Annotated in this window: 27 protein-coding genes; 11 read left to right on the top strand and 16 right to left on the bottom strand. The window is 59.2% G+C overall.

What is annotated here, in order from left to right:
• Positions 1-43: 43 nt before the first annotated feature.
• The 3 genes from ACA074_RS04560 to ACA074_RS04550 form a co-directional block, all read right to left on the bottom strand.
• Positions 44-1,147 carry an NADH:flavin oxidoreductase gene (locus tag ACA074_RS04560; protein ID WP_187676803.1) on the bottom strand — a complete coding sequence of 368 codons (1,104 nt, stop codon included), beginning with the start codon at positions 1,145-1,147 and terminating at the stop codon, positions 44-46.
• A gap of 157 nt (positions 1,148-1,304) precedes the next feature.
• The gene (locus ACA074_RS04555; RefSeq protein ID WP_187676802.1) at positions 1,305-1,787 is read right to left on the bottom strand and encodes a glutathione peroxidase; all 483 of its coding nucleotides are present in this window, start codon (positions 1,785-1,787) and stop codon (positions 1,305-1,307) included.
• A gap of 124 nt (positions 1,788-1,911) precedes the next feature.
• Complete coding sequence (locus ACA074_RS04550; RefSeq protein ID WP_187676801.1) at positions 1,912-2,397, bottom strand: FKBP-type peptidyl-prolyl cis-trans isomerase; 486 nt, start codon at positions 2,395-2,397, stop codon at positions 1,912-1,914.
• Here ACA074_RS04550 and ACA074_RS04545 point away from each other — a divergent pair.
• From ACA074_RS04545 to yihG, 3 genes are read left to right on the top strand one after another with little or no spacing between them, the layout of a single operon-like run.
• On the top strand, positions 2,366-2,692 hold the full coding sequence (locus ACA074_RS04545; protein ID WP_187676800.1) for a DUF3565 domain-containing protein: 327 nt from the start codon (positions 2,366-2,368) through the stop codon (positions 2,690-2,692). The genes ACA074_RS04550 and ACA074_RS04545 overlap by 32 nt on opposite strands.
• A gap of 60 nt (positions 2,693-2,752) precedes the next feature.
• Positions 2,753-4,852, top strand: coding sequence for a phosphate acetyltransferase (gene pta, locus ACA074_RS04540; protein WP_489879224.1), 2,100 nt, complete (start codon positions 2,753-2,755; stop codon positions 4,850-4,852).
• Entirely contained in the window at positions 4,853-5,758 is a 906-nt protein-coding gene (yihG, locus tag ACA074_RS04535; protein WP_497678512.1) for a 1-acylglycerol-3-phosphate O-acyltransferase, YihG family, read from the top strand.
• Between the two features lie 197 nt (positions 5,759-5,955).
• Here yihG and cysN read toward each other — a convergent pair whose 3' ends face one another.
• The 3 genes from cysN to ACA074_RS04520 form a co-directional block, all read right to left on the bottom strand.
• The gene (cysN, locus tag ACA074_RS04530) at positions 5,956-7,854 is read right to left on the bottom strand and encodes a sulfate adenylyltransferase subunit CysN (protein ID WP_187676797.1); all 1,899 of its coding nucleotides are present in this window, start codon (positions 7,852-7,854) and stop codon (positions 5,956-5,958) included.
• A 9-nt stretch (positions 7,855-7,863) separates the two neighbouring features.
• Entirely contained in the window at positions 7,864-8,781 is a 918-nt protein-coding gene (gene cysD / locus ACA074_RS04525) for a sulfate adenylyltransferase subunit CysD (protein WP_007912374.1), read from the bottom strand.
• 249 nt (positions 8,782-9,030) lie between these two features.
• Positions 9,031-9,789 carry a Nif3-like dinuclear metal center hexameric protein gene (locus ACA074_RS04520; protein ID WP_489879226.1) on the bottom strand — a complete coding sequence of 253 codons (759 nt, stop codon included), beginning with the start codon at positions 9,787-9,789 and terminating at the stop codon, positions 9,031-9,033.
• A 103-nt stretch (positions 9,790-9,892) separates the two neighbouring features.
• Between ACA074_RS04520 and algW the strand changes: the two genes are divergently transcribed.
• The 3 genes from algW to ACA074_RS04505 all read left to right on the top strand — a co-directional run bounded on the left by algW (position 9,893) and on the right by ACA074_RS04505 (position 13,987).
• Entirely contained in the window at positions 9,893-11,050 is a 1,158-nt protein-coding gene (gene algW, locus ACA074_RS04515; protein WP_187676795.1) for a Do family serine endopeptidase AlgW, read from the top strand.
• 87 nt (positions 11,051-11,137) lie between these two features.
• On the top strand, positions 11,138-13,255 hold the full coding sequence (locus ACA074_RS04510) for a TonB-dependent siderophore receptor (protein ID WP_497678511.1): 2,118 nt from the start codon (positions 11,138-11,140) through the stop codon (positions 13,253-13,255).
• A gap of 12 nt (positions 13,256-13,267) precedes the next feature.
• The gene (locus ACA074_RS04505) at positions 13,268-13,987 is read left to right on the top strand and encodes a DUF4198 domain-containing protein (RefSeq protein WP_497678510.1); all 720 of its coding nucleotides are present in this window, start codon (positions 13,268-13,270) and stop codon (positions 13,985-13,987) included.
• Positions 13,988-14,106: 119 nt separating this feature from the next.
• Here ACA074_RS04505 and hisC read toward each other — a convergent pair whose 3' ends face one another.
• The 10 genes from hisC to ACA074_RS04455 all read right to left on the bottom strand — a co-directional run bounded on the left by hisC (position 14,107) and on the right by ACA074_RS04455 (position 22,047).
• Positions 14,107-15,159 (bottom strand): histidinol-phosphate transaminase, encoded by a 1,053-nt coding sequence (gene hisC, locus ACA074_RS04500; protein WP_497616465.1) that lies wholly within the window; start codon positions 15,157-15,159, stop codon positions 14,107-14,109.
• A 2-nt stretch (positions 15,160-15,161) separates the two neighbouring features.
• Entirely contained in the window at positions 15,162-16,487 is a 1,326-nt protein-coding gene (gene hisD / locus ACA074_RS04495; RefSeq protein ID WP_497678509.1) for a histidinol dehydrogenase, read from the bottom strand.
• Between the two features lie 125 nt (positions 16,488-16,612).
• Complete coding sequence (gene hisG, locus ACA074_RS04490) at positions 16,613-17,248, bottom strand: ATP phosphoribosyltransferase (RefSeq protein WP_016771668.1); 636 nt, start codon at positions 17,246-17,248, stop codon at positions 16,613-16,615.
• 127 nt (positions 17,249-17,375) lie between these two features.
• Positions 17,376-18,641: a UDP-N-acetylglucosamine 1-carboxyvinyltransferase gene (gene murA / locus ACA074_RS04485; protein ID WP_187676790.1), complete on the bottom strand. Its 1,266-nt coding sequence runs from the start codon at positions 18,639-18,641 to the stop codon at positions 17,376-17,378.
• 22 nt (positions 18,642-18,663) lie between these two features.
• The gene (locus ACA074_RS04480; protein WP_007912386.1) at positions 18,664-18,903 is read right to left on the bottom strand and encodes a BolA family protein; all 240 of its coding nucleotides are present in this window, start codon (positions 18,901-18,903) and stop codon (positions 18,664-18,666) included.
• Between the two features lie 115 nt (positions 18,904-19,018).
• The gene (locus ACA074_RS04475) at positions 19,019-19,324 is read right to left on the bottom strand and encodes an STAS domain-containing protein (RefSeq protein WP_187676789.1); all 306 of its coding nucleotides are present in this window, start codon (positions 19,322-19,324) and stop codon (positions 19,019-19,021) included.
• Positions 19,321-19,962 (bottom strand): MlaC/ttg2D family ABC transporter substrate-binding protein, encoded by a 642-nt coding sequence (locus ACA074_RS04470; protein ID WP_187676788.1) that lies wholly within the window; start codon positions 19,960-19,962, stop codon positions 19,321-19,323. The genes ACA074_RS04475 and ACA074_RS04470 overlap by 4 nt, the downstream gene beginning before the upstream one ends.
• 11 nt (positions 19,963-19,973) lie before the next feature.
• On the bottom strand, positions 19,974-20,441 hold the full coding sequence (gene mlaD, locus ACA074_RS04465; protein ID WP_187676787.1) for an outer membrane lipid asymmetry maintenance protein MlaD: 468 nt from the start codon (positions 20,439-20,441) through the stop codon (positions 19,974-19,976).
• The gene (mlaE, locus tag ACA074_RS04460; RefSeq protein WP_497616459.1) at positions 20,441-21,238 is read right to left on the bottom strand and encodes a lipid asymmetry maintenance ABC transporter permease subunit MlaE; all 798 of its coding nucleotides are present in this window, start codon (positions 21,236-21,238) and stop codon (positions 20,441-20,443) included. The genes mlaD and mlaE overlap by 1 nt, the downstream gene beginning before the upstream one ends.
• Positions 21,238-22,047 carry an ATP-binding cassette domain-containing protein gene (locus ACA074_RS04455; RefSeq protein ID WP_187676785.1) on the bottom strand — a complete coding sequence of 270 codons (810 nt, stop codon included), beginning with the start codon at positions 22,045-22,047 and terminating at the stop codon, positions 21,238-21,240. Before ACA074_RS04455 ends, mlaE begins: the two co-directional genes overlap by 1 nt.
• 275 nt (positions 22,048-22,322) lie before the next feature.
• Here ACA074_RS04455 and ACA074_RS04450 point away from each other — a divergent pair, with 275 nt between their 5' ends.
• The 5 genes from ACA074_RS04450 to lptB are packed head-to-tail and all read left to right on the top strand — an operon-like array spanning position 22,323 to position 25,660.
• Positions 22,323-23,297 (top strand): KpsF/GutQ family sugar-phosphate isomerase, encoded by a 975-nt coding sequence (locus ACA074_RS04450; protein WP_047299779.1) that lies wholly within the window; start codon positions 22,323-22,325, stop codon positions 23,295-23,297.
• Entirely contained in the window at positions 23,298-23,822 is a 525-nt protein-coding gene (locus ACA074_RS04445; protein ID WP_042557670.1) for a KdsC family phosphatase, read from the top strand.
• Between the two features lie 8 nt (positions 23,823-23,830).
• Positions 23,831-24,403 (top strand): LPS export ABC transporter periplasmic protein LptC, encoded by a 573-nt coding sequence (gene lptC, locus ACA074_RS04440; RefSeq protein ID WP_497678508.1) that lies wholly within the window; start codon positions 23,831-23,833, stop codon positions 24,401-24,403.
• On the top strand, positions 24,390-24,935 hold the full coding sequence (lptA, locus tag ACA074_RS04435; protein WP_008085067.1) for a lipopolysaccharide transport periplasmic protein LptA: 546 nt from the start codon (positions 24,390-24,392) through the stop codon (positions 24,933-24,935). The genes lptC and lptA overlap by 14 nt, the downstream gene beginning before the upstream one ends.
• Positions 24,935-25,660 (top strand): LPS export ABC transporter ATP-binding protein, encoded by a 726-nt coding sequence (gene lptB / locus ACA074_RS04430; RefSeq protein WP_008085069.1) that lies wholly within the window; start codon positions 24,935-24,937, stop codon positions 25,658-25,660. Before lptA ends, lptB begins: the two co-directional genes overlap by 1 nt.
• Positions 25,661-25,826 lie beyond the last annotated feature (166 nt).

Raw genomic sequence — 25,826 nt, 5'->3', positions numbered from 1 at the left:
GCAGGAGCGAGCCTGCTCGCGATAGCGTCAGTGAGAGCGCCCGTTAAACCAGCGTCATCAACGCCTCACGGCTGAACGGCAGAATGTCCTGCTCACGCCCTTCGCGTACTTTCAGCGCCCAGTCCGGATCGACCAGCAGGGCACGGCCCACCGCCACCAGATCAAACTCCTCTTTGTTCAGACGCTCCAGCAGGTTCTCCAGACTGGCTGGTTGAGCAACCTTGTCGGTGTTAACCATGAACTGCAGGAACTCACCATCCAGGCCGACGCTGCCGACAGTGATGGTCGGTTTGCCTGTCAGTTTGCGCGTCCATCCGGCCAGGTTCAGCTCGGAGCCGTCGAATTCCGGTTCCCAGAAGCGGCGAGTCGAGCAGTGGAAAATATCCACACCTGCGTCGGACAACGGTTTGAGGAACTCGCCCAACGCTTCCGGTGTTTGCACCAGACGCGCGGTGTAGTCCTGCTGCTTCCACTGCGAGAAACGGAAGATGATCGGGAAACCTTCTCCGACCGCCGCACGCACCGCTTGAATCAGTTCGATGGCGAAACGCGAACGGTTGGCCAGGCTGCCGCCGTATTCGTCGGTGCGCTGGTTGCTGCCTTCCCAGAAGAACTGGTCGACCAGATAACCGTGGGCGCCGTGGATTTCGACGCCGTCCATGCCAATGCTTTGCGCATCCTTGGCCGCTTGAGCGAACGCGGCGATGACGTCCTGGATATCCTGTTTGGTCATGCCGTGCACGACGACCTGACCATCCTTGAGTTTTTCCGTCGGGCCATAACCCGGCACGCTGGCGTCCGGCTCGGTGCCGATGCGACGAACACTGCCGACGTGCCACAGTTGCGGAACGATCTTGCCGCCCTCAGCGTGTACGGCATCGACCACTTTTTTCCAACCGGCCAACGGCGCTTCACCAAAGAACTGCGGGACGTTCGGATAGCCGTTGGATGCCTGGTGGCCGACAGTGGTGCCTTCGGTGATGATCAGGCCCACACCCGCGGCTGCGCGGCGGCGGTAGTACTCGATGACCTTGGAGTTGGGTACGCCACCCGGGGAAAACGAACGGGTCATAGGCGCCATGACCACACGGGTCGGCAGTTCGAGGGCACCGAGGTGGAACGGTTTGAACAAGGCTTGAACGGGCATCGAAAGGCTCCACAAAAACGTTATCGAGGGCATAAAACCATATGACGGCGATAATATGCGTGAAGACATCAACGCGATAGCACTATTGATCTGAATGATTAAGGGACAAAAGGCAGGCAAAAAAAAATCGCAGCTCAAGGGCTGCGATTTTCGTGTTTCAGCTCAACGCTTTTTCAATCGCGTGCACGATGGTCGGATCATCCGGCGCCGTGCGCGGCGAGAACCGGGCCAGCACCCGGCCGTCCTTGCCGAGCAGAAACTTTTCGAAATTCCAAGTGATATCACCGGGAAATTCCGCGCCCTCGCCCGCCAGCAGACGGTAGAGCTGATGACGGTCGTGACCGTTGACTTCGAGCTTGCTCGACAACGGGAACGTCACGCCATAGTTGAGGCTGCAGAACTCTTGAATTTCCTGTTCGGTGCCTGGTTCCTGACCGGCAAACTGGTTGCACGGCAGGCCCAACACACTGAAGCCTTTACCTTTGAATTGCTGATGGAGGTTTTCCAGCGCCGCATACTGTGGGGTCAAGCCGCATTTGGAGGCGACGTTGACCACCAGCACGACTTGGCCCTTGAAGGGCGCCAGCGGTAGCTCCTGACCATCCAGGGCTGTCAACTTAAGGTCGTGAAAAGCACTCATGACGAACTCCAGGATTCCCGTGTTCTACTCGAAACAGCCACTTGGCGAGGCCACCAAGGACAGCCGCGGACTAAAAAGGCGCCCGCAGGCGCCTCTCCAGTTCTCAAAAGCTTAGCGCAGAAAATCAGTGGTGATGGCCACCTTCGCCATGGACGTGGCCATGAGCGACTTCTTCCTGGCTGGCGTCACGGATAGCAACGATCTTCACTTTGAAGTTCAGGCGCTGACCGGCCAGAGGGTGGTTGCCGTCGACAGTCACGTCGTCGCCGTCCAGGTCACGGATAGTGACGATTTGCATTTGGCCGTCCGGCGCCGAAGCGTGGAACTGCATGCCGACTTCCAGCTCGTCAACGCCTTCGAACATGCTGCGGCTCAGGGTGCTGACCAGCTCAGCAGCGTATTCGCCGTAAGCGTCTTCTGGCTCAACGGAAACGTCCAGCTCGTCACCAACAGCTTTGCCTTCCAGAGCTTTTTCCAGGCCCGGGATGATGTTGCCTGCGCCTTGCAGGTAGACCAGCGGAGCGCCGCCGGCGGAGCTGTCGATGACCTCACCAGCGTCGTTGGTCAGGGTATAGTCGATGGAGACAGCCTTATTGGCGGCGATCAGCATGGGGCGAGACCTTTTGCATAAGAATATAGAAAGGCCAAGTTTAGCGAAGCAATCGCGCGAAAGCGAACACAACCCGGACAAACGGGATTCGACGATCAGCGGCTTCCATCAGGACGAAGACGGTCACTGGGTGGTCGAGCTTTCCTGCGGCCACACCCAACACCTGCGCCATCAGCCGCCATGGCAATCGCGAGCGTGGGTGCTGGACCCGGCGCAACGTATTGAAAAAATAGGCCAACCCTTTGCCTGCGGTTGGTGCGCACAAGGCTCGGTTAGCGATAACCTTGGCGACTGAATTTCGGCAGATCGTCAGCTATAGACGGCAGCCATTGCCATGCACCCTTAGAGAATTCGCATGCAAACTTTTTTTATCGCACCCACCGATTTTGGTGTGGGTCTGACCTCCATCAGCCTCGGGCTGGTGCGTACGCTTGAACGGGCCGGGCTGAAAGTCGGCTTCTTCAAACCGATTGCCCAGCCGCATCCCGGCGACACAGGCCCTGAGCGCTCCACCGAGCTGATGGCGCGCACCCACGGCCTGAAACCGCCGCAGCCGCTGGGTCTTGCCCATGTCGAGCGGATGCTCGGCGACGGTCAGCTCGATGAGTTGCTCGAAGAAATCATCGCCCTGTATCAGCAGGCCGCCGTCGGCAAAGACGTGCTGGTGGTTGAAGGCATGGTGCCGACCCGCAGCGCCAGTTACGCCGCGCGGGTCAATCTGCATCTGGCCAAAAGTCTCGATGCCGAGGTGATCCTGGTTTCGGCGCCGGAAAACGAAGTGCTCGCCGAACTCTCCGGCCGCGTCGAACTGCAGGCGCAGTTGTTCGGTGGCCCGAAAGACCCGAAAGTCCTCGGCGTGATCCTCAACAAGGTCAAGACCGACGAGAGCATGGACGCCTTCGCCGCGCGTCTGAAGGAACATTCGCCACTTCTGCGCAGCGGTGATTTCCGCCTGCTCGGCTGCATCCCGTTCCAGCCGGAACTCAACGCGCCCCGTACTCGCGACGTCGCCGACCTGATGGGCGCGCAAGTGCTCAACGCTGGCGACTACGAAACCCGGCGCATGACCAAAATCATCATCTGCGCACGGACCATGCGCAACACTGTCGAGTTGCTCAAGCCCGGCGTGCTGGTGGTAACGCCGGGGGATCGCGACGACATCATCCTCGCCGTCAGCCTCGCCGCAATTAATGGCGTGCCACTGGCCGGCCTGTTGCTGACCAGCGACACCCTGCCCGATCCGCGCATCATGGACTTGTGCCGAGGTGCCTTGCAGGCCGGTTTACCAGTGTTGTCGGTGAGCACAGGCTCTTACGACACCGCCAATCTGCTAAACGGCCTGAACAAGGAAATCCCGATCGACGACCGTGAGCGCGCGGAGATCATCACCGATTTCGTCGCCAGCCATCTCGATGCCAACTGGCTGCATCAGCGTTGCGGCACGCCACGGGAAATGCGCCTGTCGCCAGCAGTGTTCCGCTATCAATTGATCCAGCGTGCCCAGGCCGCGAACAAGCGCATCGTCCTGCCCGAAGGCAGCGAACCGTTCACCGTGCAAGCGGCGGCGATCTGCCAGGAACGCGGGATTGCCCGTTGCGTGTTGCTGGCCAAACCCGAAGACGTCGAAGCCGTAGCCCGCGCTCAGGGCATCGTGTTGCCGCCGGGGCTGGAAATCCTCGACCCGGATCTGATCCGTGAGCGCTACGTCGAACCGATGGTCGCCCTGCGCAAAAGCAAAAGCCTCAACGCGCCGATGGCCGAGCAGCAACTGGAAGACACCGTGGTGATCGGCACCATGATGCTGGCGCTGGACGAAGTCGACGGGCTGGTCTCAGGTGTGATCAACACCACCGCCAACACCATCCGTCCGGCCCTTCAACTGATTAAAACGGCGCCGGGCTGCACGCTGGTGTCCTCGGTGTTCTTCATGCTGTTTCCCGAAGAAGTGCTGGTCTACGGCGACTGCGTGATGAACCCGCACCCAAGCGCCGCCGAACTGGCAGAGATCGCCCTGCAAAGCGCCGACTCGGCGGCTGCGTTCGGCATTACCCCGCGCGTGGCGATGATCAGCTACTCCAGCGGTGAATCAGCCACGGGCGAAGAAGTCGAAAAGGTGCGTGAAGCCACCCTGCTCGCCCACGAGCAACAGCATTCGCTGCTGATCGACGGCCCGCTGCAATACGACGCCGCCGCCAACGAAACCGTGGCCCGGCAATTGGCGCCAAACAGCCAGGTCGCCGGTCGCGCGACAGTGTTCGTGTTCCCCGACCTCAACACCGGCAACACCACCCACAAAGCCGTGCAGCGCAGCGCCGACTGCGTCAGCCTAGGCCCGATGCTGCAAGGCCTGCGCAAACCGGTGAACGACCTGCCGCGCGGCGCGCAGGTCGACGACATCGTCTACACCATCGCACTCACCGCGATTCAAGCCGCCAACCGACCTATGGATGTGTAAATGCTGGACTTTCTACCTGCACCGCTGCGCGGTGTAATCGCCTCACTACTGCTGGCGCTCAACACGATTCTGCTCTGCTCGTTTCTGTTTTGTGTGGCGTTGATCAAGGCCCTGCCGTTCGCGATCACCCAGCGCGTTGCCGGATGGCTGATGAGCCACACCCACGAAGCCTGGATCAGCAATAACAAAGGGTGGATGAACCTGGTGCGCCGCACCCGCTGGCACCTCAGCGGTCTGCAAGGCCTGGAATACAAGCACTCGTACCTGATCACCAGCAACCATCAGAGCTGGGTCGATATCCTGGTGCTGCAATACGTGCTCAACCGCCGCATCCAGCCGCTGAAATTCTTCCTCAAGCAGGAGCTGATCTGGGTCCCGGTGATCGGTCTGGCCTGGTGGGCGCTGGGCTTCCCGTTTATGAAGCGCTACTCCAAGGCCTACCTTGCAAAGCACCCGGAGAAAAAAGGCAAAGACCTGGAAACCACCCGCAAGACCTGCGCGAAGTTTCGCAACAACCCCGTGGGGATTTTCAACTTCGTCGAAGGCACGCGCTTCACTGAAAGCAAGCATGCTCAACAGCAATCACCCTTCAAATACCTGCTCAAGCCCAAGGCCGGCGGCATTGCCTTTGTGCTCGATGCCATGGGTGAACAGCTGGAATCGATCGTCAACGTGACCATCCATTATCCGGCAGGGCGTCCGGGATTCTGGGACCTGCTATGCGGCAACGTGCGGGACGTAGTGGTGCACTTTGAAGAGCTGAAGATCCCGCAGCAATTCATCGGCAAGAACTACGACCAGGACGGCGAATATCGCCTGCAGTTCCAGGGCTGGATCAACCAGCTGTGGCTGGACAAGGATGCGCTGCTGGAGCAAATGCACCGCGAATATCCAGCCAAACACTAACCCCCTGTGGGAGCGAGCCTGCTCGCGAAAGCGGTGGATCAGCTTGCAAAGATGTTGAATGAGATAACGCTTTCGCGAGCAGGCTCGCTCCCACAGTTTTGATCGCCGTATGCCCGAATAAAAAAGCCCGCCGATGATCACTCATCGGCGGGCTTTTTTTGCGGCTTGAAACTGGAAGCTTGTCGCTGCTTCAGTGCTTAAATCGCGCCACGCTTACGCAGCAGATCCAGCACTTGCTTGACGCTTTCTTCCAGCGTCAGCGACTGGGTATCAATCACCAGATCAGCATTCAGCGGCACGTCATACGGGAAAGATTCACCCGGAATATTATCGCCACCCGCCGCATACAACCCTTGCGGATCACGCTCGGCACAGACGGTCGGCGAAGCCTGCACATAAACCGTCAGCAAACGCTCCTTGCCAATCAGCTCCTTGGCCTGCTCGCGACCTTCAGCACTTGGTGCAACGAATGCAGCCAGCGTCAGCAGGCCCGCCTCGTTGAACTGACGCGCCACATGAGCTGCACGACGCCAGTTCTCGGTACGGCCGGCGCGATCCTGTGGCAGACCTTTATTCAGGTCGTGACGCAGGTTCTGACCATCCAGCACAAACACTGCGCGGCCCATGTCGAACAGCTTGCGCTCGACCGCATAGGCCAGCGTGCTCTTGCCCGCGCCCGACAAACCGCTGAACAGCACGGTGGCCGGTTGCTGGCCGAAACGCTGAGCGCGCTCTTCAGTGGCAACATGCGCCAGTTTGCCGTGGTGCGAAGCCGTACCGTGAGCCAGTGGCTGAGCGACGATCATGCCAGCGCCGACGGTGCCGTTGGTCAAACGGTCGATGATGATGAATGCGCCGGTGGTGCGGTTGCTCTCGTAACCGTCGAGGGCGATCGGCGCATCGAGCGCGATCTTCACCTTGCCGATTTCGTTGAGCTGCAACGCGCTCGCCGGGCCCTCTTCGAGGGTATTCACGTCGACCTTGTTGACGATGCTGGCGATGGAGCCCGGCACGTAACTGGTCGCACGTTTGATGTCGTATTTCTTGCCCGGCAGCATCGGCTCTTCAGCCATCCACACCAGCATCGCTTCGAAGCTGTCGGTAACCGGCGGCACGTTGTCGGCATGCACCAGCAGGTCGCCACGGGAGATGTCGATTTCGTCTTCCATGGTCAGCGTCACCGCTTGACCTGGACCGGCGTGTTCCAGCTCACCTTCGAAAGTGACGATGGATTTGACGCGGCTGCTCTTGCCCGACGGCAATACCACGACTTCGTCGCCCTTCTTGACGATGCCGCTGGCCAGAGTGCCGGCGAAACCACGGAAGTTCAGGTTCGGACGGTTGACGTACTGCACCGGGAAACGCAGATCGGTGAAGTTGCGGTCGCCCGCCACTTCCACGGTCTCGAGGATTTCCATCAGCGACTGGCCGGTGTACCACGGCGAGCGCTCGGACTTGTTCACCACGTTGTCGCCCTTGAGAGCGGACATCGGCACAAAGTGCATGCTGGTCGGCTTCAGCTTCAAGCCTTCGGCGAACTTCAGATAGTCGGCCTTGATCGACTCGAACACGCCTTCATCGAAGTCTTTCAAGTCCATCTTGTTGATGGCGACGACGATGTGTTTGATGCCCAGCAACGAGGCGATGAAGCTGTGACGACGGGTCTGGGTCTGCACGCCGTAACGGGCGTCGACCAGAATGATCGCCAGGTCACAGGTGGACGCACCGGTGGCCATGTTGCGGGTGTACTGCTCATGGCCAGGGGTGTCGGCGATGATGAATTTGCGCTTGGCGGTGGAAAAGTAGCGGTAGGCAACATCAATGGTGATGCCCTGCTCGCGCTCGGCCTGCAGGCCGTCGACCAGCAACGCGAGGTCAATGTCTTCGCCGGTGGTGCCGACTTTCTTCGAATCGCGGGTGATGGCTTCCAGGTGATCTTCGTAGATCATTTTGGAGTCGTGCAGCAGGCGCCCGATCAGGGTGCTCTTGCCGTCATCGACGTTACCGCAGGTCAAAAAGCGCAGCAGCTCTTTACGTTCGTGCTGGCCCAGGTAGGCGAGGATGTCCTCGCTGATCAAATCAGATTGATGCGACATGACAACCCCTTAGAAATAGCCTTGACGTTTTTTGTCTTCCATCGAGCCTGCGCCATCGTGGTCGATGACACGGCCCTGGCGCTCGGAAGTTCGCGTCAGGAGCATTTCCTGAATGATGTCCGTCAGGCTTTCGGCCTCGGACTCCACCGCGCCCGTCAACGGGTAGCAGCCAAGGGTACGGAAACGCACTTTCTTTTTGACGATGCGCGCTTTGTCTTCATCGGACAGGTGCTCGAGGATGCGCTCGTCGTCGATCATGATCAGCGTGCCGTTCTTCTCGATCACTTCACGTTCGGCGGCGAAGTACAGCGGCACAATCGGGATGCCTTCGAGGTAGATGTACTGCCAGATGTCCAGTTCGGTCCAGTTCGACAGCGGAAACACACGAATGGATTCGCCCTTGTTGACCTTGCCGTTGTAGACGTTCCACAGCTCAGGACGCTGGTTTTTCGGGTCCCAGCGGTGCTTGCTGTCGCGGAACGAGTACACGCGCTCTTTGGCGCGGGATTTCTCTTCATCGCGACGGGCACCGCCGAACGCTGCGTCGAAACCATGCTTGTCGAGTGCCTGCTTCAGGCCCTCGGTTTTCATGATGTCGGTGTGCTTGGCGCTGCCGTGGGTAAACGGGTTGATGTTCTGCGCCACGCCGTCCGGATTGATGTGGGTGATCAGGTCCAGGCCCAGCTCTTCGACCATCTTGTCGCGGAACTTGTACATCTCCTGGAATTTCCACCGGGTGTCGACGTGCATCACCGGAAACGGCAGTTTGCCCGGGAAGAACGCCTTGCGTGCCAGGTGCAGCATCACGGCGGAGTCTTTACCGATGGAGTACAGCATCACCGGGTTGTCGAACTCGGCGGCCACCTCGCGGATGATGTGGATGCTTTCCGCCTCCAGCTGTTTCAGATGCGTCAGTTTGTCGACCATGGCTACTCACGAAAGCTTTCTTATGAACGGCCAGCGGGCCGTGTTCGAGCGGGGAATCCTAGCACAGCGACCTCTTCTAATCAGGACGCCAACTAGATCGAAAGGGTATATGAATATGCCTGCCAGTTCTGCCGAGCAGTGCCCTTGTGGGAACGAGCCTGCTCGCGAAAGCGGTGTGCCGGACACCTTTGTATTGAAGGTTTGACGCCTTCGCGAGCAGGCTCGCTCCCACAGGGATTTGTGGTGGATTCAGATCGGATTCGGGCAGTCGATGAAGATGTGTTCGACGGCAAAACGCTTCGCCAGATAATCGCCCAGCGCCTGCACACCATAGCGCTCGGTGGCATGGTGGCCAGCGGCGATGAAGCTGATGTCGTTTTCCCGGGCACTGTGGAAGGTCTGCTCCGATGCTTCACCGCTGATGAACAAATCGACCCCCGCCGCCACACCGTGATCGATATAACCCTGACCGCCGCCGGTGCACCAGCCGACCCGGCGGATCATTGCGCTGCCTTCAATCAGCAGCGGTTCGCGGCCCATGACTTCCTGCACCTTGCGGGCGAAATCACGCGGGGTCATGGGTTCGCTCAGCGAACCGACCAGACCGACGATTTTCAGATTGTCCGGATCCAGCGGGCCTTCGACCGTGATGTCGAGTTGACGCGCCAGTTGCACGTTATTGCCAACGTCCGGATGCAGATCCAGTGGCAGGTGATAAGCGAGCAGGCTGATGTCGTGCTTGAGCAGAGTCTTCAAGCGACGCTGCTTCATGCCGGTAATGCACGGGTTCTCGCCCTTCCAGAAGTAGCCGTGGTGCACCAGCACCAGATCGGCCCCTGCTTCAACGGCAGCATCGAGCAGAGCCTGGCTGGCGGTGACGCCGCTGACGATTCGCATCACTTGCGGACGGCCTTCGACCTGCAAGCCGTTGGGGCAGTAATCGGCAATTTTCGCACTGCCAAGGTAACGGTCGGCTTCTTCGACGAGGGTGCTGAGGGCAACGGCCATGAAAGACTCCTAAATATCCCGTTCAGAGGCACGCGCGGCCTCGTATAATGCGCGACATTATGGGCGGTCTGACCCCGCCTGCAACTTTTCCAGGACGTGCTTAATGCTCAAGGCGCTGCGTTTTTTTGGCTGGCCGCTGTTGGCCGGTGTGCTTATCGCACTGTTGATTATTCAGCGTTACCCGCAGTGGGTCGGGCTTCCGAGCCTCGACGTCAACCTGCAGCAGGCCCCGCAAACCACCAGCGTGCAGCAGGGGCCGGTGTCCTATGCCGATGCGGTCACCATCGCCGCGCCGTCCGTGGTCAACCTCTATACGACCAAGGTCATCAACAAACCGGCGCATCCGCTGTTTGAAGACCCGCAGTTCCGCCGCTTCTTCGGTGACAACTCGCCCAAGCAGAAACGCATGGAATCGAGCCTCGGCTCGGGCGTGATCATGAGCCCGGAGGGCTACATCCTGACCAACAACCACGTGACCAGCGGCGCCGATCAAATCGTTGTGGCGCTCAAGGATGGCCGTGAAACCCTGGCCAGGGTGATTGGCAGCGACCCGGAAACCGACCTCGCTGTCCTGAAGATCGACTTGAAAAATCTGCCGGCGATCACTGTAGGCCGCTCGGACAACATCCGTATCGGCGACGTCGCACTGGCCATTGGCAACCCGTTCGGCGTCGGCCAGACCGTGACCATGGGCATCATCAGCGCCACCGGGCGCAATCAGTTGGGCCTGAACAACTACGAAGACTTCATCCAGACCGACGCGGCGATCAACCCGGGCAACTCCGGCGGTGCGCTGGTCGATGCCAATGGCAACCTCACCGGCATCAACACCGCGATCTTCTCCAAATCCGGTGGCTCGCAAGGCATCGGCTTTGCCATCCCGGTGAAACTGGCGATGGAAGTGATGAAATCGATCATCGAGCACGGCCAGGTGATTCGTGGCTGGCTGGGGATTGAAGTACAGCCGCTGACCCAGGAACTGGCCGAGTCGTTTGGTTTGTCCGGGCGCCCGGGAATCGTGGTGGCGGGGATTTTCCGCGATGGCCCGGCGCAGAAGGCCGGCCTGCAACTGGGTGACGTGATTCTCAGCATCGATGGCGAACCGGCCGGCGATGGCCGCCGTTCGATGAACCAGGTGGCGCGGATCAAACCGACCGACAAAGTGACGATTCAGGTCATGCGCAATGGCAAAGAGATCAAGCTGACCGCTGAAATCGGCCTGCGACCACCACCGGCACCGGTGAAGGAAAAAGAAGAGTAAGACTTTGTTCGCGCCAGCGGCGCGAATAACAGACATTCTCAACAGGCATGTTATATTGTTTCAATTAAACAATTGGAACAACATAACATGTCGTCTCGAACAAAGGCCTTGCTGCTGGGCCTGACCCTCGGTTTACCTCTGGGTCTGCTGTGCGATCCAGTCTTCGCCGAAGAATCGCAGCCACTCGAACTCGACGCCATCAGCGTCACCTCCGACTACCAATCCCCTACCGGGCCCGTCACAGGCTACCGCGCCACGCGCTCGTCCAGCGCGACCAAAACCGACACCGCGATCCGCGACATCCCGCAGGCAATCAGCGTGGTGCCCGCCAGCGTGCTCAAGGATCTGGGCAGCAGCAGCGTCGAACGCGCGCTGGATTTTGCCGGCGGCGTGTCCAAGCAAAACAACTTCGGCGGCCTGACCCTCTACGAATACAGCGTGCGCGGTTTCACCACCTCGGAGTTCTACAAGGACGGTTTCAGCGCCAATCGCGGCTACCCGGCCACACCCGACGCCGCCAACATCGAGCGCATCGAAGTGCTCAAAGGCCCTGCCGCCAGCCTCTATGGCCGAGGGGATCCGGGCGGCACAGTGAACATCGTCACCAAAAAACCGCAACCCGAAGCCTTTACTACCCTGCAAACCAGCGCCGGCAGTTGGGATCGCTATCGCACCGCGCTGGACGTCAACACGCCACTCGATGAACAGGGTGATGTGCTCTCGCGGATCAACCTGGCCGTCGAGGACAACCACAGCTTTCGCGATCACGTCGACAGCCAGCGTGTATTCGTCGCGCCCTCGATCAGTTGGCAACTCAATCCCGACACATCGCTGTTGGTGGAAAGCGAAATTGTCCGCCACAGCTCCACGTTTGACCGCGGCATCGTCGCGCCAAACAACAAATGGAGCGGCGTTTCGCGCTCGACCTTCCTCGGCGAACCGAACGACGGCAACATCGACAACCACAACAACCTGCTTCAGGCCACCCTCGAACATCACCTCAACGACAACTGGAAACTGCGCCTGGCCAGCCATTACAAGGAAGGCAAACTCTGGGGCAACGCTTCTGAAAGTCGTGCTCTGAACGCTGACGGTCATACGGTGAACCGACGTTATCGCGAGCGTGACACCCACTGGCACGACAGCATCACCCAACTGGAATTGCGCGGACTCTTCGACCTCGGCCCCTGGCAGCACGAACTGCTGATCGGCAGCGAGTACGAGAACTACCGCAAGAACGAGCGCGTCACTACCATCGCTGGCGGCCCTTACGCCATCGACATTTACAAGCCGGTCTACGGCCAGCCGAAACCCAACGGCGCACGCTCGGGTACCGATTTCTTCGAACACGTCGAAAGCCATGCGCTGAACCTGCAGGATCAAATCGTCTTCACCGACAAACTGCGTGGAATGGTCGGTGCGCGCTTCGAGCACTTTGATCAACGCATCGACGATCACAGCCGCAACACCAAAAGCCGCCAGACCCACGACGCCCTCACCCAACGCGCCGGCCTGCTCTATCAACTGACGCCGAATACCGGCCTGTTCGCCAACGCCTCGACCTCGTTCAAACCCAACAACGGCCTCGATGCCTCCGGCAAATCATTCGATCCCGAAGAAGGGGTCGGTTACGAAATCGGCATCAAGAACGAATTGTTCGACGAACGTCTGAGCAGCACCCTCGCCTTCTTCCACATCGACAAGGAAAACGTCCTCGCCCTCGATCCCTCCACCGACACCAGCCGGGCCATGGGCAAGGCACGCAGTAGTGGATTCGATCTGCAAGTGACCGGGCAAGTAACCGATGCGCTGCGAGTCATCGGCGCATTCGCCTACATCGACGCCGAAGTCACCAAGGGCGATGCGGTGATTCCCACCGGCAGCCGCATTCTTGGCGTGGCCAAACGCAGCGGCAGCCTGCTGGGGGTTTATGAATTTCAGGACGGCCATTTGCGCGGCTCGGACGTCGGCGCGGCGTTTACTTATGTCGGCGATCGCTCCGGTGAAGCCGGCGGCGACTTTGAAATGCCGGCCTATCACACCGTCGATCTGCTGGCCCATTACAAGGCCAGCGACAACGTCACGGTCGGCCTGAACCTGAACAACGTCTTCGACGAAAAATACTACGAGCGCTCCTACAGCAACTACTGGGTCAACCCCGGCGAGCCGCGCAACTTCACCGTCAGCCTGACACTCAACCTGTAAAAGGACGTCATCATGCAATGCCGCAAAACCCTCCTGATCATCGCCGCACTGTTCGCCACCCAGGCTTCGGCCCATGGCCTGTGGACAGAACAACGTCGCGGCAATATCGAAGTGATCTACGGCCACGGCGCCGAAGACAATGCCTTCAAGGCGCAGAAAATCAGCGGCGCCTGGGCCTATGACGCGGGCGGCAAAATGATCCCGGTCAGCGTCGAACGCCTGCCCGATCATGCACGTCTGAAGCCGCTGAAAACACCGGCGGTCATAGCCGTGGCACTAAACAACGGGATGTGGTCGCAAACCGCTGACAAGAAGTGGATCAACGAGGGTCGCAGCAAAGTCCCGGGCGCTGTCGAGGCGACGGAGACGTTCAAGTACAGCCTGGCGATTTATCAGCCGGGGGCGAAGTTGCCCAAGCTTGATCAGATCAAGTTGCTGATTTTGCCGGAAGTCGATCCGCTGACGGTCGGACCGGGGAAATCATTGCCGGTGCGGGTATTGCTCGATGGCAAACCGGCGGCGGGCGTGAAGTTGATTGGCGACTATCGCAGTGCGCCGAATACGCTGAGCACCGAGACTGACAAGGATGGGCGTGCGCAGGTGTTGGTGCGTAATGAAGGGTTGAATGTGATTGCGGCGCAAGTAGAGGTGCCGGTGAAGGACAGTGTTGATGTGAACAGTCGTGGACTGTTCAGTTCGCTAACGTTTTTGGGTGAGCCACATCACGAATAACCAACACAAGTCCCCTGTAGGAGCGAGCCTGCTCGCGATTGCGCCGGGTCAGTCAACATAAATGTTGAATGTCCGTCCGCTATCGCGAGCAGGCTCGCTCCTACAGGGGTAATGGTGTTTTAGAGTTCGCCGAGCCCATCAATCAACGCCTGATTCTGCTCCGGCGTGCCAATCGAAATCCGCAGGAACTGCGCAATCCGCTCCTGCTTGAAGTGCCGAACGATCACGCCCTGCTCGCGCAATTTAGCCGCCAGCCCTGCCGCATCATGTTGCGGATGCCGAGCAAAAATGAAGTTCGCTGCCGACGGCAAGACTTCAAAACCTTTGCCCTGCAACTGCGCAACCACCCACTCACGGCTCTCGATCACCAGACGACAGGTCTTGTCGAAATACTCGCGGTCTTCGAATGCCGCCGCCGCTCCGACATTCGCCAGACGATCCAAAGGATAAGAGTTGAAGCTGTTCTTGATCCGCTCCAGCGCCTCAATCAGGTCCGGATGCCCCACTGCCAGGCCAACGCGCAGGCCGGCCAACGAGCGCGACTTGGACAGAGTCTGGGTCACCAGCAGGTTCGGGTAACGGTCCACCAGACTGATCGCTGTCTCGCCGCCAAAGTCGATATAAGCCTCATCCACTACCACCACCGAATCAGGGCTGGCCTTGAGAATCTGCTCGACCGCTTCCAGTGCCAGCAGGCAACCGGTCGGTGCGTTCGGGTTGGGGAAAATGATCCCGCCGTTCGGCTTGGCGTAGTCCGCCGGGTTGATCTGGAACTGTGCGTCCAGCGGCACTGCGTCGAACTTGATGCCGTACAACCCGCAATACACCGGATAGAAGCTGTAGCTGATGTCCGGGAAGAGAATCGGCTGATCGTGTTGCAGCAGGCCGTGGAAAATGTGGGCGAGCACTTCGTCCGAACCGTTGCCAAGGAACACCTGATTGCTCTGCACGCCGTAATACTGGGCGACGGCGTTTTTCAGCAGATCGCTGTTCGGATCAGGGTACAGGCGCAGATTATCGTTGAGTTCGGTCTGCATCGCCGCCAGGGCTTTTGGCGACGGGCCGTAGGGGTTTTCATTGGTGTTGAGCTTGACCAGTTTGGTCAGCTTCGGCTGTTCGCCCGGCACATAAGGCACCAGATCCTTGACGAACGGGCTCCAGAATTTACTCATGTTCAGTTCCCCTGCTTGTCGTCAATGATGCGGTATTCGGCGCTGCGCGCGTGGGCGCTCAGGGATTCGCCACGGGCGAGTACCGATGCGGTCTTGCCCAGCTCGGAAGCACCGGCCTCGGAACAGAAGATGATCGACGAGCGTTTCTGGAAGTCATAAACACCCAGTGGCGAGGAGAAACGCGCCGTGCCGGAGGTCGGCAATACGTGGTTCGGGCCTGCGCAATAGTCGCCCAAGGCTTCGGAGGTGTGACGGCCCATGAAGATCGCGCCGGCGTGGCGGATCTGCGGCAGCCAGGCTTGCGGGTCAGCGACCGAGAGTTCCAGGTGTTCCGGGGCGATGCGGTTGGCGACTTCGATGGCCTGTGCCATGTCACGCACTTGAATCAGCGCGCCGCGGCCATTGATCGAGGTTTCGATGATGGTTGCGCGATCCATGGTCGGCAGCAGTTTGTCGATGCTCGCGGCGACCCTGTCGAGGAACTCGGCGTCGGGGCTGACCAGAATGGCTTGAGCGTCTTCATCGTGCTCGGCTTGGGAGAACAGGTCCATGGCGATCCAGTCCGGATCGGTCTGGCCGTCGCACACCACAAGGATTTCCGAAGGGCCGGCGATCATGTCGATGCCGACCTGACCAAACACGTGGCGCTTGGCGGTGGCCACATAGATGTTGCCCGGGCCGACCACTTTATCCACTTTCGGCACGCTTTCGGTGCCATAGGCCAGCGCGGCAACGGCTTGTGCGCCACCGATGGAGAACACACGATCGACGCCTGCGATGCACGCAGCGGCCAGCACCAGCTCGTTGATTTCACCGCGCGGAGTCGGCACGACCATGACCACTTCGGTCACACCGGCAACCTTGGCCGGAATGGCGTTCATCAACACCGACGACGGGTACGACGCCTTGCCGCCCGGCACGTACAGGCCTGCGCGATCCAGCGGCGTAACCTTCTGGCCCAGCACCGTGCCATCGGCTTCGGTGTAGCTCCAGGAATCCTGCTTCTGTTTTTCGTGGTAGCTGCGCACACGGGCCGCGGCTTTTTCCAGTGCTTCGCGCTGAGGCACGGTGATGCGGGTCAGGGCCAGCTCCAGACGCTCGCGCGGCAGGATCAGGTCGGCCATCGAGGCGACTTCGAGACCGTCGAACTTCTGGGTGAACTCGACCAGCGCCGCGTCACCGCGCTCGCGCACAGCCTTGATGATGTCCAGCACGCGCTGATTGACCGAGTCGTCAGACACACTTTCCCAGCTCAGCAGATGATCCAGATGATGCGCGAAATCCGGGTCAGCAGCGTTGAGTCGGCGAATTGCAGTCGGTGCGGTCATAGCGAGAGCCTCATAGGAATGGCAAAAACTCAGGCGCCCTAACTTAGCAGTCGTTTCCGCTTGGGCACCTGAGATTCTGGCTATGAGGCGGATAGACGGGCGCGACTCAAGGTCGCGCAGGTAAATCAGCCGCGGTGTCGCGATTCCACAGCGTTGCGCAGGGTATCGATCAACGCCTGGATACGGGCGTGTTGCATTTTCATCGAAGCCTTGTTGACCACCAGACGCGAGCTGATCGTGGCGATCAACTCCTGGGGTTCCAGACCGTTGGCGCGCAGGGTGTTGCCGGTGTCGACCACGTCGATGATCTTGTCGGCCAGACCGATCAGCGGTGCCAGCTCCATCGAGCCGTAGAGCTTGATGATGTCGACCTGACGGCCCTGTTCGGCGTAATAACGCTTGGCGACGTTGACGAACTTGGTAGCCACACGCAGACGGCCCTTGGGCTCGGCCGCGCCGATCTTGCCGGCGGTCATCAGTTTGCATTGGGCGATCTGCAGGTCCAGTGGCTCGTACAAGCCCTGACCGCTGTATTCCATCAGCACGTCTTTGCCGGCAACGCCGAGGTCGGCCGCGCCATGCTCGACATACGTCGGCACGTCGGTGGCACGCACGATCAGCAGACGCACGTCGTCCTGGGTCGTGGGGATGATCAGCTTGCGGCTCTTGTCCGGATTCTCGGTCGGCACAATGCCCGCTTCAGCGAGAAGCGGCAGGGTGTCGTCAAGGATACGGCCCTTGGACAGTGCGATGGTCAACATGGGAAACGTCAGTCCTTATCAAGGTACTCATGTCCGGTCGCAATCGACGCCGGACACACATCGAGCCGGATAACGGCTCGATTCGAAACGAATTCAGTGGACACGTCCCTGTGTCCTCATGCAGCTGTTAGCCCGGAACGCGACGGATCTTGGCGCCCAGCATCTGCAGTTTTTCTTCGATGCACTCGTAACCACGGTCGATGTGGTAGATGCGGTCGATCAGGGTATCGCCTTCGGCGACCAGAGCCGAGATCACCAGACTGGCCGAAGCACGCAGGTCGGTTGCCATCACTGGCGCGCCTTTGAGGACTTCAGTACCGGTGACGATGGCAGTGTTGCCTTCGACCTGGATCTTGGCGCCCATGCGATGCAGTTCGTAAACGTGCATGAAGCGGTTTTCGAAGATCGTCTCGATCACGGCACCAGTGCCTTCGGCAATGGCATTGAGCGAGATGAACTGCGCCTGCATGTCCGTCGGGAACGCCGGGTACGGCGCAGTGCGCACGTTGACCGCTTTCGGGCGCTTGCCGTGCATGTTCAGCTCGATCCAGTCTTCACCGCAGGTGATTTCTGCGCCGGATTCGCGAAGTTTTTCCAGAACCGCTTCGAGGATGGTCGGATCGGTGTCCTTGACCTTGACGCGACCACCGGTGACCGCAGCGGCCACCAGGTAGGTGCCGGTTTCGATACGGTCAGGCATCACCTTGTAGAAACACGAACCCAGACGCTCGACGCCATCGATGGTGATGGTGTCGGTGCCAGCACCGGAAACCTTCGCGCCCATGGCGTTGAGGAAGTTCGCCAGGTCAACCACTTCAGGCTCGCGCGCTGCGTTCTGAAGCACGCTGCGGCCCTTGGCCAGAGCAGCAGCCATCATGATGTTTTCAGTACCGGTCACGCTGACGGTATCGAAGAAGAAGTGCGCACCGCGCAGGCCGCCTTCAGGCGCCTTGGCCTTGATGTAGCCGCCTTCGACATCAATCACCGCGCCCATGGCTTCGAGACCACGGATATGCAGGTCGACCGGACGCGAACCGATGGCGCAACCGCCAGGCAGCGCGACTTCGGCTGAACCGAAACGGGCAACCATAGGGCCCAGTACCAGGATCGACGCACGCATGGTTTTCACCAGTTCGTACGGAGCGATCAGGGTCTTGATGGTGCGCGGGTCGATTTCGACGCTGAGTTTCTCGTCGATCACAGGCTCAATGCCCATGCGACCGAACAGCTCGATCATGGTGGTGATGTCGTGCAAGTGCGGCAGGTTGCCGACCGTCACCGGGCCATCGCACAGCAGAGTGGCAGCCAGAATCGGCAGGGCAGAGTTCTTTGCCCCGGAAATGCGGATCTCGCCATCAAGACGAGCGCCACCAGTAATAATCAATTTATCCATAAGAATCTCGACGCCCTTAGGCTCAGGTGCGCTCGGCCCAGGCCGCGCTGCTGAAAAATTTCATAGTGACCGCATGGATGCTGCCATCGGTGATCCATGGGTTCAAATGGGCATAGATCTGCTGCTGACGCTTCACCGGGCTCAACGCCGCCAGTTCATCGCTAATCACGTTCAGCTGGAAATTGCAGCCTTCGCCCTCAACTTCTACCAACGTTCCGGGCAGCTTTCCTTCAAGGAAGCTCTTCACTTCTACGGCCTGCATGCTCAACCTCAATCGGCGCCCTGTGCGCACGGGTCGGACATCATACAAAAAAGCCCCGCGCCTGCGAACCCCGCAAGGCAGGACTCTGACGGGGGGCTTCTTTATTGATGCGGGTTCAGGATTGCGCCAACAGTTCGGTCAGTTCACTGACCTGAGCAATTTCGCGCATGTCTTCGGGCATCGCGCGGATGCTCACAGCCTTACCGGCCGCCTGAGCATCGCGCATAAAGCACAGCAGCAACGACAAGCCGACGCTGCTGGACTTCTTCACGGCCGAACAATCGATGACCAGCGCAGAAGCCTTGCTCGACTTGATCAGCGCCTGACCTTCCTTGCGCAAGTCCGGGCCAGTTCGGTAGTCCAGCACTCCGCTGAGCAATAGCTCGTCGACATCACTCATACGAACTGCCGCCTCATTCATTGCGCTGGCTTCTCGGTGGTTTGCTTGGCCTTGGCCACTTCACCTGCCCAATTGTTGATGGTCTTGTCCAGATCATTGCCGTTACGCTGCATCGCGTCGGCGAACTGGTCCCGGAACAACTTGCCGATGTTGATGCCGTTGATGATCACGTTGCGCAGTTTCCACTCGCCGTTGATCTTCTCCAGGGTGTACTGCACAGGGTATACCGCGCCGTTGGTGCCCTTTACGGTCATGCCGACGCTGGTGCGATCACCCGATTCGTCCTTGGCAGGATCAACGGTGATGCCCTGGTTGTTGTATTCGAGCAAGGCGTTGCCGTAGAACTGGAACAGGCCTTTCTTGAAGTTTTCCTGGAAGGTCTGCATCTGCGCAGGCGTTGCCTTGCGCGAATATTTGACCGTCATGATGCTTTTGGAGATGCCTTCGGCATCGACCACCGGACCAACGATAGTGTTCAGTGCAGCATAAAAGTCGTTCGGATCCTGCTTGTATTTCTCTTTATTGGCCGACAGATCAGCAAGCATCCGGGTGGTGGTGTCCTGAATCAGATCGTGCGCTGACTGTGCCGCCACAGCGGTACCCATCAGTGGCAATGTCGCGAGCAACACCAACAGGCCACGTCGCAAGGTAGAGATCATTCAAAAGCTCCTCATTTGGCGTCTTTGCTAACGGTATTGAGCAGGAATTTACCGATCAGGTCTTCCAGTACCAGTGACGACTGTGTGTCGTGAATGGTTCCACCATCCTTCAGAGGGGTATCTTCCCCGCCTACGCTGATACCGATGTATTTCTCGCCCAGCAGACCAGCGGTCAGGATAGACGCTGTGGAGTCGGTCGGCAGGTTGTCGACCTTTTTATCCACTTGCAGGGTCACCCGACCGGTGAAGCTGTCGCGATCCAGATCGATTGCGGTGACCTTGCCGATGGTTACACCGGCCATGGTCACTTTGGCTCTGACCGTCAAACCAGCGATATTGTCGAAGTAGGCATAAAGTTTATAAGTTTCGGTGGTCGAAGTCGGAGACAGGCCACTGACCCGCAAAGCAAGCAGCAGCAAAGCCAGGATCCCTGCCAGCAGGAACAGGCCGACACCGATTTCCAGGGTGCGGTTTTGCATCAGAAATCTCCAAACATCAAAGCGGTCAGAATAAAGTCCAGGCCCAGTACTGCCAGCGAGGCAAATACTACGGTCTTGGTGGTGGCACGACTGATCCCCTCGGAAGTGGGCTCACAGTCATAGCCTTGGAATACGGCGATCCAGGTCACGACGAAGGCGAAAACGATACTTTTGACGACGCCATTGAGCACATCGCTGGTGAAGTTCACGCTGTTCTGCATGTTTGCCCAATAAGACCCTTCATACACACCCAGCCAGTCGACAGCCACCCAAGAACCGCCCCAGATACCCACCACGCTGAAAATCATCGCCAGCACCGGCAGGGAAATGAATCCGGCCCACAGACGCGGGGCAATAATGTATTTGAGCGGGTCGACACCGATCATTTCCAGACTGGAAAGCTGCTCGGTGGACTTCATGTTGCCGATTTCCGCGGTCAGCGCCGAACCGGCACGTCCGGCGAACAGCAGCGCGGTCACCACAGGGCCGAGCTCACGCAGCAGCGTCAGCGCAACCATCTGCCCCACCGCCTGCTCCGAACCGTAGCTCGACAGAATGCTGAAACCCTGAAGTGCCAGCACCATGCCGATGAAAATCCCGGAGACCACAATGATCACCAGCGACATGACGCCGACCGAATGCAACTGCTTGACCAGCAAGCCGAAACCGCCGCTGATACCGCCACGCCCTATCAAGGCGTGAAACAGGAACAGCGTGGCCCGACCGAACACCGCAACGGCGTCGATCGCTGCTTCGCCGAACCGACGCACGCGTTCTATTAATGAAATTCTGCGCATCAGCGCTTCCCCAGAAGATCTGCGCGGTAATCCGTCGCTGGAAAATGGTACGGCACCGGGCCATCGGGATTGCCGGTCATGAACTGGCGGATACGCGGTTCGTCCGAGTTCATCAGCTCATCGGGCGTGCCCTGCCCCAGTACCTGACCATCACCCACTACATAGATGTAGTCGGCGATGCTCGCGGTTTCGGCCAGATCGTGCGAAACCACGATACTGGTGATCCCCAACGCATCGTTGAGCAGACGAATCAGGCGTACCAGCACGCCCATGGCGATCGGGTCCTGCCCAACGAACGGTTCGTCGTACATGAGAATCTGCGGATCGAGCGCAATGGCCCGCGCCAGCGCTACGCGCCGCTTCATGCCACCGGACAGCTCATCGGGCATCAAGTCGATTGCACCACGCAGCCCCACCGCCTGCAATTTGAGCAGGACGATGTCGCGGATCATTTCTTCCGGCAACTCGGTATGAACGCGCAGGGGAAAAGCGACGTTCTCGAAGACATCGAGATCGGTGAACAGAGCGCCGCTCTGAAACAGCACACCCATGTGCTTGCGTGCATCGAACAGATCACTGCGCGACAGCGCCGGCAGGTTCTGACCGTTGACCCAGACTTCGCCGCTGGCAGGACGCAACTGTGCGCCCATCAAACGCAGCAGCGTGGTCTTGCCACACCCGGAAGGTCCCATGATGCCGGTGACCTTGCCGCGCGGTATGCGAATATCGACGTTATTGAAAATGCTGCGCGCACCGCGCTTGAAGGAGACTCCCTTCAGCTCGACCGCGTAGGCGTTATCGGCACTCATCTAAACTCCTTGCGATGCAGCCTCTCACTCGGACGCCTGGCTTTATTTAAAAAGCACGTACATCCCGGGCAGGCCGAACTGGCGGCGAACTATATCACTGCAAAGGCCATGCGCCCAAGGCTTGTGCCAGCCTGTGTTCGGCGATATGGCAGGGCTGGCGGCTCTTTTCCCGGCTTTTGGTAACGAGGAATGACAAAGCACGACGAACTTGCGTGAGGCTTTGCAACATAACCGCTATAATCGCCGCCTTTTCATCGGGCTATACGATTTCTGACATGAGCCAATCCAGCGACCTGATTCAATCGGCACAACGCACCATCCGCCTCGAAGTGGAAGCCGTTCAAGGCTTGTTGCCCCATATCGACGCCGATTTCGTACGCGCTTGCGAGATGATTCTGGCCAGCAAAGGCCGTGTGGTGGTGGTCGGCATGGGCAAATCCGGGCACGTCGGCAACAAGATTGCCGCAACTCTGGCGAGCACCGGCACCCCGGCATTCTTTGTACACCCGGCTGAAGCCAGCCATGGCGACATGGGCATGATTACCCGTGATGACGTGATCCTGGCCCTGTCGAACTCCGGCTCGACCAACGAAATCGTCACCCTGCTGCCCTTGATCAAACGCCTGGGCATCCAGTTGATCAGCGTGACCGGCAACCCGGCCTCGCCGCTGGCGAAAGCCGCCGAAGTGAACCTCAATGTTCACGTCGAGCACGAAGCCTGCCCCCTGAACCTGGCCCCCACCTCTTCGACCACCGCCGCGCTGGTCATGGGCGATGCCCTGGCCGTAGCGTTGCTGGAAGCTCGCGGTTTTACCGCTGAAGATTTCGCCTTTTCCCACCCGGGTGGCGCCCTGGGCCGTCGCTTGTTGCTGAAAGTGGAAAACGTCATGCACGCCGGGCAGGAATTGCCGCAGGTGCAGCGGGGCACACTGCTCAAGGATGCGCTGATGGAAATGACCCGTAAGGGTCTGGGCATGACTGTCATCCTTGAAGCCGACGGCAAGCTCGCCGGGATTTTTACCGACGGCGATTTGCGCCGCACCCTGGATCGCAGCATCGACATCCGCAGCGCCACCATCGATCAGGTGATGACGGCCCACGGCAAAACCGCACGGCCCGAAATGCTCGCCGCCGAAGCCCTGAAAATCATGGAAGACCACCGAATCAACGCACTGGTCGTTGTCGATGAGGAAGATCGCCCGGTCGGCGCTTTCAACCTCTCCGATCTGTTGCGCGCAGGAGTGATGTAAATGAGCACCGATCTGTTACAACGCGGCAAAGCGATCAAACTGGCGGTTTTCGACGTCGACGGCGTCCTCACTGACGGTCGCCTGTACTTCCTTGAAGACGGCAGCGAATTCAAGACTTTCAACACCCTCGACGGCCAGGGCATCAAAATGCTCATGAACGCGGGTGTGCAGACCGCCATCATCAGTGGCCGCAAAACCCCCGTAGTCGAGCGCCGAGCGAAAAACCTCGGCATCCCGCACCTGTTCCAGGGGCGCGAAGACAAATTGGTGGTTCTGGACGGTCTACTTGAACAACTGGGCCTAAGCTATGAACAGGTCGCCTACCTCGGTGACGACCTGCCCGACCTGCCGGTGATCCGTCGCGTGGGACTGGGCATGGCCGTAGCCAACGCTGCCGACTTCGTCCGCGAACATGCCCACGGCGTAACCCGGGCACGTGGCGGCGAAGGTGCAGCCCGCGAATTCTGCGAATTGATCCTGCGCGCCCAGGGCCGCCTCGATGCGGCCAATGCCGCGTACTTATGAGCCAAACCATGTTCAGCAAAAAATTTCGTAACTTCCTGCTGTTCGGTTGCATCGCCGCGATATTCGCTGCGGTCGGCTACTGGAACATCAGCCCGGAACGCTTCCTCGACAAGCCTGCGGTTTCGTCCGTAGAAACGCCTATCGACTGGTATGCGACCAACACGCACACCGTGCAATACCTTCCGGACGGCAAAGTGCAGTATGAAATGACCTCCGAGAAGGCCGAGCACGTCAAGGCGACCGACATCACACTGGTCACCAAGCCTGACCTGAACATGTACCGCGGCACAGATTTCCCGTGGCACGTAACCAGCGAACGCGGCGAAGTGAACTCGGGCGGCACCGAAGTCGAGCTGATCGATTCAGTACGCATCAAGCGCACCGATAAAAAGAACCGCGCCACCCTGATCACGTCCACTCGCATGACGGTGTTCCCGCAGCAGGAATATGCGCAGACCGCGCAACCCGTTAGAATCGACGGCGCTGGCGGTGTATCGACTGGCGTAGGAATGAAAGCGTATCTGAAGGAAAGCAGGATACACCTGCAATCGAACGTAAGAGGACAGTATGAGGCTCGTTAAAACCCTCCCTATTTTGCTCAGTCTGGGCGCAGCACTGGGAAGCGTGAGCGCCTGGGCTCTGCCGAACGATCAAGAGCAGCCAATCCGCATTCAGGCCGACGATGCCCAGCTGGACGACAAGAATGGCGTTGCCACTTATAAAGGCGACGTGATCATCACCCAGGGTTCGATGAAGGTTACCGGCAACACCGTAACCATCACCCGTACCCCGACCGGTGACATCGACGTGGTGACCTCGGTGGGCAACCTGGCCTACTTCGAGCAACTGCAAACCGCTGGCGATACCAAACCTGTTCAGGGCTGGGGCGTGACGATCCAGTACCACGCTGCGCAAAATCGCGTCGTGCTGATCGATAAAGCCAAGGTTGTCGACAAGGACAACAACACCACCCAGGGCGAGAAAATCGTCTACGACACCGTGAAGAAACTGGCCAGCGCCGGCCGCGCTACCGGCAGCAAAGTCACCGAAGCGCGTCCGCGCATCGACATGGTGATCCAGCCGAAGAAGAAAACCGAAGAGAAAACCCAGTAATGGCAACTCTGAAAGCTCAGCACCTGGCCAAGGCCTATAAAAGCCGCCAGGTCGTGCGTGACGTCAGCCTGTCGATCGACAGCGGCCAGATTGTCGGCCTCCTCGGCCCCAACGGTGCCGGCAAGACCACTTGCTTCTACATGATCGTCGGCTTGGTACAGGCCGATCAGGGCCGTGTGCTGATCGATGATCTGGACGTCAGCCACCAGCCGATGCACGGTCGCGCCAAGGCGGGTATCGGCTATCTGCCGCAAGAAGCGTCGATCTTCCGCAAACTGTCGGTGGCCGACAACATCATGGCCATCCTCGAGACCCGTCAGGAACTCGACAAGGCCGGCCGTCGCAAGGAGCTGGAAAGCCTGCTGCAGGAATTCCACATCAGCCACATTCGCGACAACCTCGGCATGAGCCTGTCCGGTGGTGAACGCCGACGGGTGGAAATCGCCCGCGCCCTGGCGACAGCACCGAAATTCATCCTGCTCGACGAACCGTTCGCCGGTGTCGACCCGATCTCGGTCGGCGACATCAAGCAGATCATCCATCATCTCAAGGCCAAGGGCATCGGTGTTCTGATCACCGACCACAACGTCCGTGAGACGCTGGACATCTGCGAAACCGCCTATATCGTCAACGACGGTCAGTTGATTGCCGAAGGCGATGCAGAAACCATCCTGGCCAACGATCTGGTCAAGGAAGTGTATCTGGGCCATGAATTCCGCCTGTAAGCCTGTTAGTGCCGAGTGAGCCGCCCGGGCGCTGTATCGATTCAAGCAGAATTTAATACGCTTTAATTGTTACAGCGCTCTAGGCAAACACTTCAGTTTCAGGCATATAATTTGCTTAAGTTTGGCGCTCCGGCGCCCTGTAGTGGATGGCGCATAGCGCCGGCGA

Source organism: Pseudomonas sp. LBUM1655 (assembly GCF_059716085.1).
This window is presented reverse-complemented; position numbering and strand designations above follow the sequence as displayed.

Bases quoted from the DNA above. Each gene is read 5' to 3' on its own strand.
- ACA074_RS04560 (WP_187676803.1), bottom strand. From the start codon at position 1,147: ATGCCCGTTCAAGCCTTGTTCAAACCGTTCCACCTCGGTGCCCTCGAA.
- ACA074_RS04555 (WP_187676802.1), bottom strand. From the start codon at position 1,787: ATGAGTGCTTTTCACGACCTTAAGTTGACAGCCCTGGATGGTCAGGAG.
- ACA074_RS04545 (WP_187676800.1), top strand. From the start codon at position 2,366: ATGGAGACAGCCTTATTGGCGGCGATCAGCATGGGGCGAGACCTTTTG.
- ACA074_RS04550 (WP_187676801.1), bottom strand. From the start codon at position 2,397: ATGCTGATCGCCGCCAATAAGGCTGTCTCCATCGACTATACCCTGACC.
- pta (WP_489879224.1), top strand. From the start codon at position 2,753: ATGCAAACTTTTTTTATCGCACCCACCGATTTTGGTGTGGGTCTGACC.
- yihG (WP_497678512.1), top strand. From the start codon at position 4,853: ATGCTGGACTTTCTACCTGCACCGCTGCGCGGTGTAATCGCCTCACTA.
- cysN (WP_187676797.1), bottom strand. From the start codon at position 7,854: ATGTCGCATCAATCTGATTTGATCAGCGAGGACATCCTCGCCTACCTG.
- cysD (WP_007912374.1), bottom strand. From the start codon at position 8,781: ATGGTCGACAAACTGACGCATCTGAAACAGCTGGAGGCGGAAAGCATC.
- ACA074_RS04520 (WP_489879226.1), bottom strand. From the start codon at position 9,789: ATGGCCGTTGCCCTCAGCACCCTCGTCGAAGAAGCCGACCGTTACCTT.
- algW (WP_187676795.1), top strand. From the start codon at position 9,893: ATGCTCAAGGCGCTGCGTTTTTTTGGCTGGCCGCTGTTGGCCGGTGTG.
- ACA074_RS04510 (WP_497678511.1), top strand. From the start codon at position 11,138: ATGTCGTCTCGAACAAAGGCCTTGCTGCTGGGCCTGACCCTCGGTTTA.
- ACA074_RS04505 (WP_497678510.1), top strand. From the start codon at position 13,268: ATGCAATGCCGCAAAACCCTCCTGATCATCGCCGCACTGTTCGCCACC.
- hisC (WP_497616465.1), bottom strand. From the start codon at position 15,159: ATGAGTAAATTCTGGAGCCCGTTCGTCAAGGATCTGGTGCCTTATGTG.
- hisD (WP_497678509.1), bottom strand. From the start codon at position 16,487: ATGACCGCACCGACTGCAATTCGCCGACTCAACGCTGCTGACCCGGAT.
- hisG (WP_016771668.1), bottom strand. From the start codon at position 17,248: ATGTTGACCATCGCACTGTCCAAGGGCCGTATCCTTGACGACACCCTG.
- murA (WP_187676790.1), bottom strand. From the start codon at position 18,641: ATGGATAAATTGATTATTACTGGTGGCGCTCGTCTTGATGGCGAGATC.
- ACA074_RS04480 (WP_007912386.1), bottom strand. From the start codon at position 18,903: ATGCAGGCCGTAGAAGTGAAGAGCTTCCTTGAAGGAAAGCTGCCCGGA.
- ACA074_RS04475 (WP_187676789.1), bottom strand. From the start codon at position 19,324: ATGAATGAGGCGGCAGTTCGTATGAGTGATGTCGACGAGCTATTGCTC.
- ACA074_RS04470 (WP_187676788.1), bottom strand. From the start codon at position 19,962: ATGATCTCTACCTTGCGACGTGGCCTGTTGGTGTTGCTCGCGACATTG.
- mlaD (WP_187676787.1), bottom strand. From the start codon at position 20,441: ATGCAAAACCGCACCCTGGAAATCGGTGTCGGCCTGTTCCTGCTGGCA.
- mlaE (WP_497616459.1), bottom strand. From the start codon at position 21,238: ATGCGCAGAATTTCATTAATAGAACGCGTGCGTCGGTTCGGCGAAGCA.
- ACA074_RS04455 (WP_187676785.1), bottom strand. From the start codon at position 22,047: ATGAGTGCCGATAACGCCTACGCGGTCGAGCTGAAGGGAGTCTCCTTC.
- ACA074_RS04450 (WP_047299779.1), top strand. From the start codon at position 22,323: ATGAGCCAATCCAGCGACCTGATTCAATCGGCACAACGCACCATCCGC.
- ACA074_RS04445 (WP_042557670.1), top strand. From the start codon at position 23,298: ATGAGCACCGATCTGTTACAACGCGGCAAAGCGATCAAACTGGCGGTT.
- lptC (WP_497678508.1), top strand. From the start codon at position 23,831: ATGTTCAGCAAAAAATTTCGTAACTTCCTGCTGTTCGGTTGCATCGCC.
- lptA (WP_008085067.1), top strand. From the start codon at position 24,390: ATGAGGCTCGTTAAAACCCTCCCTATTTTGCTCAGTCTGGGCGCAGCA.
- lptB (WP_008085069.1), top strand. From the start codon at position 24,935: ATGGCAACTCTGAAAGCTCAGCACCTGGCCAAGGCCTATAAAAGCCGC.